This is a genomic window from Stutzerimonas decontaminans (assembly GCF_000661915.1).
GTDB lineage: Bacteria > Pseudomonadota > Gammaproteobacteria > Pseudomonadales > Pseudomonadaceae > Stutzerimonas > Stutzerimonas decontaminans.
In genome coordinates this window covers 151,953-165,314 of the sequence record NZ_CP007509.1, presented here as the reverse complement: position 1 = coordinate 165,314, position 13,362 = coordinate 151,953, and the positions used below count along the sequence as shown (strand labels likewise).

Annotated in this window: 14 protein-coding genes; 7 read left to right on the top strand and 7 right to left on the bottom strand. The window is 64.5% G+C overall.

The genetic code is table 11. From position 1 onward, the window contains the following. Positions 1 to 92: 92 nt before the first annotated feature. The 3 genes from UIB01_RS00815 to UIB01_RS00805 all read left to right on the top strand — a co-directional run bounded on the left by UIB01_RS00815 (position 93) and on the right by UIB01_RS00805 (position 3,540). Positions 93 to 1,355, top strand: coding sequence for a murein hydrolase activator EnvC family protein (locus UIB01_RS00815; protein WP_038655958.1), 1,263 nt, complete (start codon positions 93 to 95; stop codon positions 1,353 to 1,355). Between the two features lie 71 nt (positions 1,356 to 1,426). Beyond that, the gene (locus tag UIB01_RS00810; protein ID WP_038655957.1) at positions 1,427 to 2,746 is read left to right on the top strand and encodes a S41 family peptidase; all 1,320 of its coding nucleotides are present in this window, start codon (positions 1,427 to 1,429) and stop codon (positions 2,744 to 2,746) included. After that, positions 2,743 to 3,540, top strand: a complete 798-nt coding sequence (locus tag UIB01_RS00805; RefSeq protein ID WP_102856622.1) for a divergent polysaccharide deacetylase family protein — start codon at positions 2,743 to 2,745, stop codon at positions 3,538 to 3,540. Before UIB01_RS00810 ends, UIB01_RS00805 begins: the two co-directional genes overlap by 4 nt. A gap of 4 nt (positions 3,541 to 3,544) precedes the next feature. On the opposite strand, the gene UIB01_RS00800 is transcribed toward UIB01_RS00805, so the two are convergent. From UIB01_RS00800 to hisB, 7 genes are all read right to left on the bottom strand, one after another. Further along, entirely contained in the window at positions 3,545 to 4,291 is a 747-nt protein-coding gene (locus tag UIB01_RS00800) for a substrate-binding periplasmic protein (protein ID WP_038655953.1), read from the bottom strand. Positions 4,292 to 4,514: 223 nt separating this feature from the next. Then, the gene (locus UIB01_RS00795; protein WP_038655951.1) at positions 4,515 to 5,264 is read right to left on the bottom strand and encodes a substrate-binding periplasmic protein; all 750 of its coding nucleotides are present in this window, start codon (positions 5,262 to 5,264) and stop codon (positions 4,515 to 4,517) included. An 86-nt stretch (positions 5,265 to 5,350) separates the two neighbouring features. Next, positions 5,351 to 6,121 carry an imidazole glycerol phosphate synthase subunit HisF gene (gene hisF / locus UIB01_RS00790; protein ID WP_014818634.1) on the bottom strand — a complete coding sequence of 257 codons (771 nt, stop codon included), beginning with the start codon at positions 6,119 to 6,121 and terminating at the stop codon, positions 5,351 to 5,353. A gap of 99 nt (positions 6,122 to 6,220) precedes the next feature. Beyond that, positions 6,221 to 6,964, bottom strand: coding sequence for a 1-(5-phosphoribosyl)-5-[(5-phosphoribosylamino)methylideneamino]imidazole-4-carboxamide isomerase (hisA, locus tag UIB01_RS00785; protein WP_038655947.1), 744 nt, complete (start codon positions 6,962 to 6,964; stop codon positions 6,221 to 6,223). A 36-nt stretch (positions 6,965 to 7,000) separates the two neighbouring features. Beyond that, the gene (locus tag UIB01_RS00780) at positions 7,001 to 7,261 is read right to left on the bottom strand and encodes a DUF2164 domain-containing protein (RefSeq protein ID WP_003303327.1); all 261 of its coding nucleotides are present in this window, start codon (positions 7,259 to 7,261) and stop codon (positions 7,001 to 7,003) included. Next, positions 7,262 to 7,900, bottom strand: a complete 639-nt coding sequence (gene hisH / locus UIB01_RS00775; protein WP_003282884.1) for an imidazole glycerol phosphate synthase subunit HisH — start codon at positions 7,898 to 7,900, stop codon at positions 7,262 to 7,264. Then, positions 7,900 to 8,493: an imidazoleglycerol-phosphate dehydratase HisB gene (hisB, locus tag UIB01_RS00770; protein ID WP_003303331.1), complete on the bottom strand. Its 594-nt coding sequence runs from the start codon at positions 8,491 to 8,493 to the stop codon at positions 7,900 to 7,902. The genes hisH and hisB overlap by 1 nt, the downstream gene beginning before the upstream one ends. A gap of 129 nt (positions 8,494 to 8,622) precedes the next feature. Here hisB and UIB01_RS00765 point away from each other — a divergent pair, with 129 nt between their 5' ends. The 4 genes from UIB01_RS00765 to UIB01_RS00750 all read left to right on the top strand — a co-directional run bounded on the left by UIB01_RS00765 (position 8,623) and on the right by UIB01_RS00750 (position 13,316). Further along, the gene (locus tag UIB01_RS00765) at positions 8,623 to 9,936 is read left to right on the top strand and encodes a nitrate regulatory protein (protein ID WP_038655943.1); all 1,314 of its coding nucleotides are present in this window, start codon (positions 8,623 to 8,625) and stop codon (positions 9,934 to 9,936) included. Between the two features lie 358 nt (positions 9,937 to 10,294). Continuing rightward, on the top strand, positions 10,295 to 11,626 hold the full coding sequence (locus tag UIB01_RS00760) for a CmpA/NrtA family ABC transporter substrate-binding protein (protein WP_038655942.1): 1,332 nt from the start codon (positions 10,295 to 10,297) through the stop codon (positions 11,624 to 11,626). Positions 11,627 to 11,652: 26 nt separating this feature from the next. Continuing rightward, positions 11,653 to 12,522, top strand: a complete 870-nt coding sequence (gene ntrB / locus UIB01_RS00755; RefSeq protein ID WP_038655940.1) for a nitrate ABC transporter permease — start codon at positions 11,653 to 11,655, stop codon at positions 12,520 to 12,522. Positions 12,523 to 12,533: 11 nt separating this feature from the next. Next, the gene (locus tag UIB01_RS00750) at positions 12,534 to 13,316 is read left to right on the top strand and encodes an ABC transporter ATP-binding protein (protein WP_038655938.1); all 783 of its coding nucleotides are present in this window, start codon (positions 12,534 to 12,536) and stop codon (positions 13,314 to 13,316) included. Positions 13,317 to 13,362: the final 46 nt, after the last annotated feature.

Sequence of the window (13,362 nt, the reverse complement as noted above, 5' to 3'; positions counted from 1 at the left end):
CGTCAGCCGCCGTTTCCCGCTACAGGCTTCAAGCTTCCAGCTTGCTTTTTAGGCATACTACGTCGGTCATAACGCTCGGTTGACGCCCTCCCATGCCTCGTACTTTTCTCGCCCTCGCCTTCCTCTGCCTGCTTGGCCCTGCCGTGGCGGACGAACGTGCCGCAGCGCGGCAGCAGATCGAAGCCGCTCGCCAGGACATTGCCGAACTGCAGAAGCTGCTCAAGCAGATCGAGCAGGAGAAATCCGGCGTCCAGAAGCAGCTGAAGACCACCGAAAGCGAGATGGGCCAGCTGGAAAAGCAGGTCGATACTCTGCAGCAGGAGATCGACCGCAGCGAGGCTGAGCTGGAGCGCCTGAACGACGAGAAAACCACCCTCGAAGGCGCCCGTCTGGAACAGCAGCGGCTGATCGGCCTGCAGGCCCGTGCGGCCTACCAGAACGGCCGCCAGGAGTACCTCAAGCTACTGCTCAACCAGCAGAATCCGGAAAAATTCAGCCGCACCATCACCTATTACGACTACCTCAACAAGGCGCGTCTCGAGCAGCTCGACAACTTCAACGAGACGCTGCGCCAGTTGGCCAACGTAGAAGCCGATATCGCCACGCAGCAAAGTCTGCTGGCGGAGAAGAAGGATGGCCTGCTCGAGCGCCGCAACCAGCTCGCCGAGGTGCGCAAGGAACGCCAGCAGACCCTGGCCAAGCTCAACAGCGACTTCTCCAGCCGCGAGCAGAAACTGCAGGCCCGCCGCCAGGAGCAGGCCCAGTTCGAACGTGTGCTCAAGACCATTGAGGAAACCCTGGCGCGCCAGGCACGTGAGGCTGAGGAAGCACGGCAGCGCGCATTGCTTGCCGAGCGCCAGCGCCAACAACAGCAGCAACAATCCCAGACCGGCGCCAGCAGCGCGCCGAGCGGCCCGCTGGTGTCCAGCGCAGGAGGCAACTTCGGCGGCCCGTTCGCCAAGGCCAAGGGCAAGCTGCCATGGCCGGTCGACGGACGCCTCGTCGCCCGCTACGGCACTCCGCGCGGCGGCGACGCTCGAACCAAGTGGGACGGCGTGCTGATCGGTGCCAGCGTCGGCACTCAGGTCCGCGCCGTGCACGGCGGCCGGGTAGTATTCGCCGACTGGCTACGTGGTGCCGGGCTGCTGGTGATACTCGATCATGGAAATGGTTACCTGAGCCTGTATGGTCACAACCAGAGCCTGCTGCGTGACGCCGGCGACATCGTCAAGGCCGGCGATCCGATCGCCACGGTAGGCACCAGCGGCGGCCAGGAAACCGCCGCACTGTATTTCGCCATTCGGCAGCAGGGCCGCCCTAGCGACCCCGCCCAATGGTGTCGCGCGCAAGGCTAGCGAGTCGCGGCTTCGGTCCTTGCCGAGCCGTCCGCATCGCCAAGCACGCCCTCTCATAACTGGAGTTCGACATGTTGCACCTGCGCCGTTTCGCCCGCCCATCCACGCTCGCCCTGGCCATATTGCTGGGGATGCAAGGCGGTGCCTGGGCCCAACAGCCACCGGCAGAGGCTGCGGCGCCGAACTCCAAGGCTCCCCTGCCACTGGATGAGCTGCGCACCTTCGCCGAGGTGCTGGACCGCATCAAGGCCGCCTATGTCGAGCCAGTGGATGACAAGACCCTGCTGGAAAATGCCATCAAGGGCATGCTCAGCAACCTCGATCCGCATTCCGCCTACCTGGAGCCCGAGGCATTCGCCGAACTGCAGGAAAGCACCAGCGGCGAATTCGGCGGGCTCGGCATCGAGGTCGGCATGGAAGATGGCTTCATCAAAGTCGTCTCGCCGATCGACGACACCCCAGCCTCGAAGGCCGGCATCGAAGCCGGCGACCTGATCGTCAAGATCGACGGCCAGCCGACCAAGGGCCTGTCGATGATGGACGCCATCGCCAAGATGCGCGGCAAACCGGGCAGCAGTATCAGCCTGACGCTGGTGCGCGAGGGCGGCCAGCCGTTCGATGTCAAGCTGACGCGCGCGGTCATCAAGGTACGCAGTGTCCGCAGCCAGATCCTCGAACCGGGCTACGGCTACCTGCGCGTCACCCAGTTCCAGGTCAATTCCGGCGAGGAAGTCGGCAAGGCGCTGGCCAAGCTGAAGAAGGACAACGACGGCAAGAAGCTGAACGGTCTGGTTCTCGACCTGCGCAACAACCCGGGCGGCGTGCTGCAGGCGGCAGTGGAGATTTCCGACCACTTCCTCACCAAGGGCCTGATCGTCTACACCAAGGGCCGCATCGCCAACTCCGAGCTGCGCTTCAACGCCGACCCGGCCGATGCCAGCGAAGGAGTACCGCTAGTGGTGCTGATCAACGGCGGTAGCGCTTCGGCATCCGAGATCGTTGCCGGCGCACTGCAGGACCACAAGCGCGGCGTGGTGATGGGCACTGACAGCTTCGGCAAAGGCTCGGTACAGACTGTGCTGCCGCTGAACAATGATCGCGCGCTCAAGCTCACCACCGCGCTCTACTACACCCCCAAAGGCCGCTCGATCCAGGCCCAAGGCATCGAGCCGGACATCAAGGTCGAGCGTGCCAAGCTGACCCGCGAGCAGGCTGCCGATGGCTTCCGCGAAGCCGATCTTGCTGGCCACCTGGGCAACGGCAACGGCGGCCCGGACCGCCCGACCGCCACCCAGATCGCCAGCGACTCGCCGCGACCGCAGGACGATGACTACCAGCTCGGCCAGGCATTGAATCTGCTCAAGGGATTGAACCTCACCCGCGGCCAATGAGGATGGCAGGCTGGGCTGCAGGCCTGGCGCTGTTGCTGACGCTCGCCAGCCAGGCGCTGTACGCTGGCGAGCCTGCGGCCACGCCGGAGCATTCCGCGAGACCCCGGCTGACCCTGATAATCGACGACCTCGGGCAGAACCCGGCACGCGATCGCCGTGTGCTGCAACTACCAGGGCCGGTCGCGCTGGCGATTCTTCCCGACACCCGCCACGCCGCAGACTTGGCCGAGCAGGCCCATCGTGCCGGCAAGACGGTCATGCTGCACATGCCGATGGCGCCTGCTCAGGGCCGCTTCGCCTGGCACCCCCAGCTACCCCATGACGAACTGGCCCGACGCCTCGATGCAGCCTTGGCGGCAGTGCCGCATGCCAGCGGCCTGAACAACCACATGGGCAGCGCCATGACCGACCAGGCGCAGGCCATGGGCTGGCTGATGGGCGAACTGCAGCGCCGCCACCTGTTCTTCCTCGACAGTCGCACCAGCCCGCGCACCGTGGCCGCTGCCAGCGCCCAGCGCACGGCACTGGCCAGCCTGTCGCGGGATATCTTTCTCGATGACGACCCCTCGGCGAATGCCGTAGCCGAACGCTTCCAGGCTGCGATCGCACTGGCGCGCAAGCAGGGCTCGGTGGTGATCATTGGCCACCCCCACGAAAGCACGCTGGCGATGCTGGAGCGCGAGCTACCGAGGCTGTCGGCGCAGGGCATCGAATGGATCGACGTGGGGCAGATGATCGCCACACGGAGCAACCGGGCCATGGCCGCGCACGGTCGCGGTGGCGTCTATCGCTGAGCTATCAGAGATAACGGCGCAGCAGCGCATCCACCGTGCCGTCGGCGCGCATCGCATCCAGCGCTCTTTGCAAACGCTCGACCACCTCGTCCGGCGTCGCCCGGTTAAGCGCAAGGAACAGCCGCGCTTCGTTGAAGCGCAACACCGGTTTCAGCCCGGTCACGCCTTCCTGCTTGGCCAGGTAGGGCCCGACCGGATCGGCGGTCGCCCAGACGTCGATCTGCCCCCTGAGCAGCTTGCCGACGTTCTCCTGGTCACGCAGCGAGTTGATCGGCGCCAGCCCCTTGCTCTCCAGATGCTGACTCACTGCATCGTTCTTGTAGGCACCGATACGCAGGTTGCGCGCCTCGTCCAATCCAGAGAGGCGTAAAGGGCTGTCGGCTGGCGCGAGCAGTACCCAACTGATGCTGGCTAGAGGGCCGACCCACTTGAATTGCGATTCACGTTCGGCGGTGAAGGTAGTGGAAAACAGGCCCTGATCGGGCTGTTCTAGCACCTGCTTGTAGATGCGATCCCACGGGAAGCGCAGGCTCAGCTCGTAGCGTATCTTCGCCCGGCGGAACATCTCACGCACGATGTCGGCATTGATGCCGTGGATCTTTCCATCGGCCGCGTAATTCTTGTTGTCCTCGGCCATGTTGAACGGTGGAAAGTTTTCGGTCAGCAGCACGACACGATAGTCATCAGGCAGCCCGGCGTGGGCGTGACTGCAGAGCAGTAGCGCGATGACGGCTAGGATTCGTTTAAGCATGGCTCGCTCCCCTTGTTCCGGTTTTCCCGACCCGCCCCTCCGCGGATCAGCAAGGAACGGTGGAAAGCAAGATGCGAACCAGCGCAGCGCCGCAGCCGCGTAGCTCAGGAAGCGGTAAAACATGGCAGCGATGGATGCGCCAGAACGGCACGAGAGGACTGCGCGACGCACCCAGCTGGCGCGTCGCTATTACATCCTGGTTGCCCGAGGGCGACCGGAGCGGTCAGAGGTAACGTGCGTTGATCGCGTCGATCACACCTTCGCTGCGCATCTGGTCGAGCGCTTTCTGCAGCTTCTGTACCGTCTCGTCGGCGACCTGCTTGTTCAGTGCCAGGTACAGCTCGGCACTGTCGAAGCGCAGCACGCGCTTGAGTCCGGTCACGCCTTCCTGGCGCGCCAGGTAACGACCAGCGGGATCACCGGTGGCCCACAGGTCGATCTTGCCGTCGATCAGCTTCTTCACGTTCTCCTGATCGCGTAAGGCGAGCGCCGGCTGCAGGCCCTGGCCTTCCAGGTGTTCGGCGATGGCATCGCCCTTGTAGGCGCCGACGTTGTACTGGCGGGCCTGGTCGAGACTGGTCAGATTGATCGGGCTGTCGCCACGGGCCAGCAGCACCCAGTCGTCCGGGCCGATGGGGCCGACCCACTTGAACAGCTCTTCACGCTCGGGCAGCCGCGCGGTGACGAACACCCCATAGTTGGCCTGCTCCAACGCCATGCCGTAGATGCGCTCCCAGGGGAAACGCAGTGTCAGCGTGTAATCGACACCGGCGCGCTTGAACATCTCGCGCACGATGTCCACGGCGATACCGCTGATGTTTTCATCGCGGGCGAAGTTCTTGCCGTCAGCCGCCATGTTGTAAGGCGGGAAGTTCTCCGTCAGCAGATCGATCTTCACCGGTGTCTGCGCATGACCCAGCGAGGCTCCGAACAGCAGTGCCGCAGCGACGAGGGAAGCGATGGTCTTGAGCATGCGTGAAATCTCCTGATTGTTTGTCCGCAACAGCGGCGGACATGTCCTTATTTCGCCATTAAGCCTTGTTCAGCTGCACGTTGAGATCAACGCATCACGATGCCGCGGGCCGCCAGATAGGCCTTGGCTTCCGGAATCGTGTATTCGCCGAAGTGGAAGATGCTCGCGGCGAGCACCGCATCGGCCTTGCCTTCGAGGATGCCATCGGCCAGGTGCTGCAGGTTGCCGACGCCACCGGAGGCGATCACCGGAATGCACAGCGCCTCGCTGATGGCACGGGTTACGCCGAGGTCGTAGCCGCTCTTCACGCCGTCCTGATCCATGCTGGTCAGCAGGATTTCGCCGGCGCCGAGGTCTTCCATCTTCTTCGCCCAGGCCACCGCATCCAGGCCGGTGGGCTTGCGCCCGCCATGGGTGAAGATTTCCCAGCGTCCCGGCTCACCCGGCGCGGAGACCTTCTTCGCGTCGATGGCGACGACGATGCACTGCGAGCCGAAGCGGTCCGCGGCCTCGCCGACGAAATCCGGGTTGAACACCGCGGCGGTATTGATCGAGACCTTGTCCGCGCCTGCGTTGAGCAGGTTGCGGATGTCCTGCACGCTGCGCACGCCACCGCCGACGGTCAGCGGGATGAACACCTGGCTGGCCATGCGCTCGACGGTGTGCAGGGTGGTGTCGCGGTTGTCGACGCTGGCGGTGATGTCGAGGAAGGTGATCTCGTCGGCGCCCTGCTCGTCGTAGCGGCGGGCGATCTCCACCGGGTCGCCGGCGTCACGGATGTTCTCGAACTGGACGCCCTTGACCACGCGGCCGTTGTCGACGTCGAGGCAGGGAATGATGCGTTTGGCCAGGGCCATGGCTTTCTCCGATAGCGGCTTCTTTCAAGCCGCAGGCTTCAAGCTGCAGGTAGCGTGTAGGGTGGATCACGCTGCGCCGATCCACCACGGATCAGCGAATCACTCGTCCTTGTACTTCAGGTCGCAGAGCGCCTGCGCCTCGGCCACATCCAGCGTGCCTTCGTAGATTGCCCGGCCGGTGATGGCGCCGACGATCCCGCGGGTGTTGGTGTCGAGCAGCTTTTGGATATCGCCGATGTTGTGAATGCCACCAGAAGCGATTACCGGGATGCGGCTGGCATTGGCCAGGGCCACGGTGGCCTCGACGTTGCAGCCCTGCATCATGCCGTCCTTGGCGATGTCGGTGTAGACGATCGCCGAGACGCCATCGGCCTCGAAGCGGCGCGCCAGATCGACCGCCTGCACGCTGGAGACTTCGGCCCAGCCATCGGTGGCGACAAAGCCGTCCTTCGCATCCAGCCCGACGATGACCTTGCCCGGGAACGCGCGGCAGGCTTCACCGACGAACTCAGGCTCTTTGACCGCCTTGGTGCCGATGATCACGTAGCTGACGCCGGCGCGCACGTAGTGCTCGATGGTTTCCAGGGTACGAATGCCGCCACCGATCTGGATCGGCAGGTTCGGATAACGCTTGGCGATTGCCGTGACCACCTCGCCGTTGACCGGCTGGCCTTCGAAGGCGCCGTTGAGGTCGACCAGGTGCAGACGGCGGCAACCGGCCTCGACCCACTTGGCCGCCATGGCCACCGGGTCGTCGGAAAACACCGTGGCATCGTCCATCAGGCCCTGACGCAGACGCACGCAGGCGCCGTCTTTGAGATCGATAGCGGGGATAATCAGCATGGCTCGAACCTGTTCAAATCAAGTGTCGGTTAAGGGTCAGCTCTTCTCGAGTGCCCACAAGTCGCTTTCGATGCTCTCGAACCGTTCCTTCAGGTGGCTCTGCACGTCGAAGATCGCCTTGTTGTAATACAGCGGCGCGATTTCACGGGCGAACAGATCGAGCACCTCCTGCGCCTCGAACGAGCCCAGCTCGAGTTCGAAACGCTCTTGCAGAAAGCGCTTGATGACCTGTTGCGCCGCCTGCTCCTGAGCGGCATCCAGCGTCAGGACTGGCGGCTTGAGCTTGGCCCGGCTCATCTACCAGCGGCCATCCCAGGCGGCGAAGTTCTGCAGCAGCTGCAGGCCGTGGGTGTGGCTCTTCTCCGGATGGAACTGCACCGCGAAGCGCGAGCCATCGGCCAGTGCGGCGGCGAAGTCGTTGCCGTAATGGCCGCGACCGACCACCTGCCGCGGATTGCCGGCTTCGATGTAATAGCTGTGCACGAAATAGAAGCGGCCATTGTCCGGGATCGCATGCCAGAGCGGATGGTCGACCACCTGCTTGACCTCGTTCCAGCCCATGTGCGGCACCTTCAAGTGCTCGCCGTCCTCGTGCAGGTCCTTGCCGAAGAAGCGCACCTGACCGGGGAACAGGCCGATGCAATCGACGCCGTCGTTTTCTTCGCTGCGCTCCATCAGCGCCTGCATGCCGACGCAGATGCCGAGAAATGGGCGGTCCTGGCTGACTTCGCGGACCAGCTCGTCGAAGCCCAACCGGCGGATCTCCGCCATGCAGTCGCGAATCGCGCCGACGCCGGGAAACACCACGCGGTCGGCCTCACGGATGACCTGCGCATCGCTGGTGATCAGCACGCGGCCAGCGCCGACGTGCTCCAGCGCCTTGGCCACCGAGTGCAGATTGCCCATGCCGTAGTCGATGACGGCAACGGTCTGCATTACAGGCACCCTTTGGTGGAAGGCATCTGCCCGGCCATGCGCGGATCGAGCTCGACGGCCATGCGCAGCGCGCGGCCGAAGGCCTTGAACACGGTTTCGATCTGGTGGTGGGTGTTGATGCCGCGCAGGTTGTCGATGTGCAGGGTCACCAGGGCGTGATTGACGAAGCCCTGGAAGAATTCCTGGAACAGGTCGACGTCGAACTTGCCGACCACCGCGCGGGTGTAGGGCACGTTCATGGTCAGCCCCGGGCGCCCGGAGAAGTCGATCACCACGCGCGACAGCGCCTCGTCCAGCGGCACGTAGGAATGCCCGTAGCGGGTCATGCCCTTCTTGTCGCCGATGGCCTTGGCGAAGGCCTGGCCGAGGGTGATGCCGACGTCCTCGACGGTATGGTGGTCATCGATGTGCAGGTCGCCGTTGCATTCGATATCCAGGTCGATCAGCCCGTGACGGGCGATCTGGTCGAGCATGTGCTCCAGGAAGGGCACGCCGATGGCGAAGCGCGCCTTGCCGGTGCCATCCAGATTGATGGTGACCTTGACCTGGGTTTCCAGGGTGTTGCGCTCTACGTAAGCCGTACGTTCGGACATCAACAGCTCCGCTGATCGTGGGCGAAAAGGGGCACATTATAGGCGCAAACGCCGCAGCACGGATACGCGCCGGGCTTACTGGACTGCATCTTGCAGGAACCTGCGCGTCAACCCGCGGAGGTGCCGCCCATGCACGGACGGAAAATGCCTGCGACCCTGCGCTTCATGCTGGCGTCCCGGCGCAGCGAACTGCTCGGCCTGGAAGACCTGGCGCGCACCTGCGAACTGGTCACCCGCATCAGCCAGCTGGTGCACGCGCTGCAGAAAGAGCGCGGCTACTCGAACATCTACCTCAGCGGCAACGCCGCCCATCAGCGCCAGCAGTTGGACGTGCTCAGCCTGGAAGCCGAGGCGCTGGAGCGCGAGGTGCGCCTGGATCTGGATCGCATCGATCTGGATGCCGTTAGCACTGCGGACAAGACCCGGCTGTTCACCCGCATCGCCTATGCCCTGCACAGCCTCGACGAGCTGCCCGCGCTGCGCCGGCGCATCCGCGAGCACGCCATCAGCATGCAGGACGCCACGGCAACACTGGTGCGGCTGATCGGCGGGCTGCTGGCCGTGGTGTTCGAGGCGGCCGACACCGCCGCCGACCCGGACATCACCCGCTGCCTGGTGGCGCTGTTCAATTTCATGCAGGGCAAGGAACTGGCCGGCCAGGAGCGCGCGCTCGGCGTTGTCGGCTTCGCCAGCGGCTATTTCCGCGCGGATATGCTGGAACGTCTGGAACATCTGCTCGAAGGCCAGGAGCGCTGCTTCGCCACCTTCAGCCGCTTCACCAGCCCGGCAGCGCAGACGCTTTGGCAAGCGCTGTGCGCCAGCGAGACGAACATCAACGCCTGCCGCCTGCGTGACATCGCCCGCCGGACCAGCCCGGGCGCGGCGGTCGAACCGCAGTTGTGCGAACTCTGGTTCGAACTGCACACGCACCGCATCGACGCGATGAAGCAGGTCGAAACGCGCTTGGAGCAGGACCTGTTGCAACAGTGCCGCTACAGCATCGAGCGCATCCGCAAGGATCTGCAGAGCCATCGCAAGCTGCTCGATGGCATCGCCGACATGCACGCCGCTGCCGAGCAGGCCAAGCTGTTCAGTGTGCAGGCCAGTGATCTCGACACGCCACCGCCGGACGGCATGACCGCAATGGTGGCTCGCTCGACCCTGGAACTGCTGCTGACCCAGAGCGTGCGTCTGCAGGGCCTCAATGAAGAATTGCGCGAGGCTCGCCAGGCGCTGGATGAGCGCAAGCAGGTGGAGCGCGCCAAGCAGCAGCTGATGCGCCAGCAGGGCTTCTCCGAAGGCGAGGCCTACGGCTGGCTGCGTCAGGCGGCAATGAATCAGGGCCTGCGCCTGGAGGAGGTCGCCCAGCGGCTGCTGGCACTGGCACAGCCTTCGGCCGAACTCGCCCCGGCCCGCACCCTGGGCCAGCGTTCCAGGCACTGAAAACAGGCACGCCGCACCATCAGGCCAGCCTGCCTGCCCCGCGGCTGTGCATGCGCCGCCAGCCCTGCAGGATCGCCGAGCGCAATTCATCTCGAGCAAGCCAATCACGGAGCTGGTGGCGCGCTGTCTGCGGCGGCGCCGCAAGTGCTTGATTTGCCGGAAACCTCCCGGCAATTCGATGCCACTGCAACAGCCGTTCCGCGTCAGCTAAGCAGTTCTGGCACAGCTTTCGCAAAGCTCAGGCAAGGCCGGATCTTTCGGCTTTCACAACTCCTCATCAGGACAACGGTGTCCACGCTCTCCGGTTCCAGCCGGGCGGTGTGGCGCCGTTTTTTTTCGCCCAAAGGAAAACCCGACCATGACCGACAAGCCGAACAACGACCAGCCCAGCAGCGTCACGCTGGCCTCGCGCCGCAGCTTTCTCAAGCACTCGATCATTGCCGCCAGCGGTGTCGCCCTGTTCGGTGGCATGTCCCTGGGCATGCGTTCGGCCGCCTGGGCGGCGGGCGGGGATGTGGAAACCAGCAAGGCCAAGCTCGGCTTTATCGCCCTGACCGACGCCGCACCGCTGTTCGTCGCCGCCGAGAAGGGCTTCTTCGCCAAGTACGGAATGACCGAAGTCGAAGTACTCAAGCAATCGTCCTGGGGCACCACCCGCGACAACCTGGTGCTCGGTTCGGCGAAGAACGGCATCGACGGCGCGCATATCCTCACGCCCATGCCGTACTTGATAAGCGCCGGCATCGTCACGCCGAACAACCAGCCGGTGGCCATGTCGATCCTCGCGCGGCTGAACCTGTCCGGCCAGTGCATCTCGGTCGGCGAGGAATATCGCGACCTGAAGATCGGCCTCGACAGCACACCATTCAAAGCCGCACTGGAAGCGAAAAAGGCCAGCGGCAAGAAAGTCAGTGCGGCGATGACCTTCCCCGGCGGCACCCATGACCTGTGGATGCGCTACTGGCTGGCGGCCGGAGGCATCGACCCGAACGCCGACATCAACACCATCGTCGTGCCGCCGGCGCAGATGGTCGCCAACATGAAGGTTGGCAGCATGGACACCTTCTGCGTCTGCGAGCCGTGGAACGCCCAGCTGATCAACCAGAAGATCGGCTACACCGCCAACACCACCGGCGAGCTGTGGCACAACCACCCGGAAAAAGCCTTCGCCCTGCGCAGCGACTACGTGGCCGCCAATCCCAACGCAGCCAAGGCGCTGACCATGGCGATCATGGAAGCCCAGCAGTTCTGCGAGAAGCCGGAGAACAAGGAGGAAGTGGCAAAGATCTGCTCGCAGCGCAAGTGGATCGGCGCGCCCTACAAGGACATCGTCGACCGCATGAAAGGCAACTTCGCCTACGGCACCGGCAAGGTCATCGAGAACCATCCCGAGCAGATGCGCTACTGGGACGACCACGCCTCCTACCCCTTCCAGAGCCATGACCTCTGGTTCCTCACCGAGAACAAGCGCTGGGGCTACCTGCCGGCCGACTTCGACAGCCAGGCGCTGATCGCCAAGGTCAACCGCGAGGACATCTGGCGCGCCGCCGCCGGCGAACTGAACCTGCCCGCCGAGCTGATCCCGGCCTCCACTTCTCGTGGGGTCGAGAAGTTCTTCGACGGCAAGGTATTCGATCCGGAAAACCCGCAAGCCTATCTGGACAGCCTGACCATCAAGGCCATGGCCTGATAACCGCAACCCGCGAGGAAAAGCCCATGAATGCCAACGTCAAACTGCAGCCCGCCAGCGCCGAGCCGGTATCCATCGTCCGCCCTTCCCGGCTCGCCGTACTGGTTCGGCGCAGCGGCCGCTACGCCGTGCAGCAGCTGGTGCCGCCGCTGGTGATCCTGCTGCTGCTCGGCTTGATCTGGGAAATGCTCTGCTCCGGTGCCGATGCCGCGCTGCCGCCGCCCTCGCAGGTGGTCGCGGAAACCTGGGAGCTGATCATCGATCCGTTCTACGACAACGGCGGCAATGACGTGGGCCTGGCCTGGCAGCTGCTGGCGAGCCTGCAGCGGGTTGCGGTGGGTTATATGCTGGCAGTGGTCGCCGGGGTCGGCCTCGGCGTGCTGATCGGCCAGTCGGACTGGGCCATGCGCGGCCTCGACCCGATCTTCCAGGTGCTACGCACCGTGCCGCCACTGGCCTGGCTGCCGCTGTCGCTGGCGGGCTTTCAGGACAGCCACCCCTCGGCGCTGTTCGTCATCTTCATCACCGCGATCTGGCCGATCATCATCAATACCGCGGTGGGCATCCGCAACATCCCGCAGGACTACCGCAACGTCGCCCAGGTGCTGCAGCTCAACGGTTTCGAGTACTTCAAGACCATCATGCTGCCGGCCGCCGCGCCGTACATCTTCACCGGCCTGCGCATCGGCGTCGGCCTGTCGTGGCTGGCGATCATCGCCGCGGAAATGCTCATCGGCGGCGTCGGCATCGGCTTCTTCATCTGGGATGCGTGGAACGCCTCGCGCATCAGCGACATCATCCTCGCGCTCGTCTACATCGGCGTGGTCGGCTTCGTGCTCGATCGCCTGGTGGCCTTCGTCGGCCAGCGCATCACCCGCGGCATTCCGGCCAACTGAGGAGCAACGCCATGAGCTATCTCTCCATCGAACACCTGGACAAGAGTTTCGTGCGCGGCAACCTCGCCTCGCAGGTGCTCAAGGACATCAACCTGAACATCGCCAAGGGCGAGTTCATCTCCATCATCGGGCACTCCGGCTGTGGCAAGTCGACGGTGCTGAACATCGTCGCCGGCCTGCTCGACCCAAGCCTCGGCGGCGTGATCCTCGACGGCAAGGAAGTCCGCGGGCCGGGCCCGGATCGCAGCATGGTGTTCCAGAACCACTCGCTGCTGCCCTGGCTGACCGTCTACGAGAACGTCGAAGTGGCGGTGAACAAGCTGTTCAAGCGCAGTATGAACAAGCGCGAACGGCGCGAGTGGATCGAGCACAACCTGGCGCTGGTAAACATGAGCCACGCGCTGAACAAGTATCCGCAGGAAATTTCCGGCGGCATGAAGCAGCGCGTCGGCATCGCCCGTGCACTGGCGATGAAGCCCAAGGTGCTGCTGCTCGACGAGCCGTTCGGCGCCCTCGACGCACTCACCCGCGCGCACCTGCAGGACGAGGTGATGAAGATCCAGAAGGACCTGGGCAACACCATGATGATGATCACCCACGACGTCGACGAGGCCGTGCTGCTCTCCGACCGCATCGTGATGATGACCAACGGCCCCTCGGCAACCATCGGCGAAATTCTCGAGGTGAAGCTGCCGCGCCCGCGCGACCGCATCGCCCTGGCCGACGACCCGGAGTACAACCACTATCGCCGTGCGGTGCTGAGTTTCCTCCACGAGCGCCATCGCCTGCACTGAGCAAACGCGCCCACCGCCGGCGTCTCGTGCGCTGGCGGTGGTTCGG

Coding starts and splice junctions, on each gene's coding strand:
- UIB01_RS00815 (WP_038655958.1), top strand. CDS start 93: ATGCCTCGTACTTTTCTCGCCCTCGCCTTCCTCTGCCTGCTTGGCCCT.
- UIB01_RS00810 (WP_038655957.1), top strand. CDS start 1,427: ATGTTGCACCTGCGCCGTTTCGCCCGCCCATCCACGCTCGCCCTGGCC.
- UIB01_RS00805 (WP_102856622.1), top strand. CDS start 2,743: ATGAGGATGGCAGGCTGGGCTGCAGGCCTGGCGCTGTTGCTGACGCTC.
- UIB01_RS00800 (WP_038655953.1), bottom strand. CDS start 4,291: ATGCTTAAACGAATCCTAGCCGTCATCGCGCTACTGCTCTGCAGTCAC.
- UIB01_RS00795 (WP_038655951.1), bottom strand. CDS start 5,264: ATGCTCAAGACCATCGCTTCCCTCGTCGCTGCGGCACTGCTGTTCGGA.
- hisF (WP_014818634.1), bottom strand. CDS start 6,121: ATGGCCCTGGCCAAACGCATCATTCCCTGCCTCGACGTCGACAACGGC.
- hisA (WP_038655947.1), bottom strand. CDS start 6,964: ATGCTGATTATCCCCGCTATCGATCTCAAAGACGGCGCCTGCGTGCGT.
- UIB01_RS00780 (WP_003303327.1), bottom strand. CDS start 7,261: ATGAGCCGGGCCAAGCTCAAGCCGCCAGTCCTGACGCTGGATGCCGCT.
- hisH (WP_003282884.1), bottom strand. CDS start 7,900: ATGCAGACCGTTGCCGTCATCGACTACGGCATGGGCAATCTGCACTCG.
- hisB (WP_003303331.1), bottom strand. CDS start 8,493: ATGTCCGAACGTACGGCTTACGTAGAGCGCAACACCCTGGAAACCCAG.
- UIB01_RS00765 (WP_038655943.1), top strand. CDS start 8,623: ATGCACGGACGGAAAATGCCTGCGACCCTGCGCTTCATGCTGGCGTCC.
- UIB01_RS00760 (WP_038655942.1), top strand. CDS start 10,295: ATGACCGACAAGCCGAACAACGACCAGCCCAGCAGCGTCACGCTGGCC.
- ntrB (WP_038655940.1), top strand. CDS start 11,653: ATGAATGCCAACGTCAAACTGCAGCCCGCCAGCGCCGAGCCGGTATCC.
- UIB01_RS00750 (WP_038655938.1), top strand. CDS start 12,534: ATGAGCTATCTCTCCATCGAACACCTGGACAAGAGTTTCGTGCGCGGC.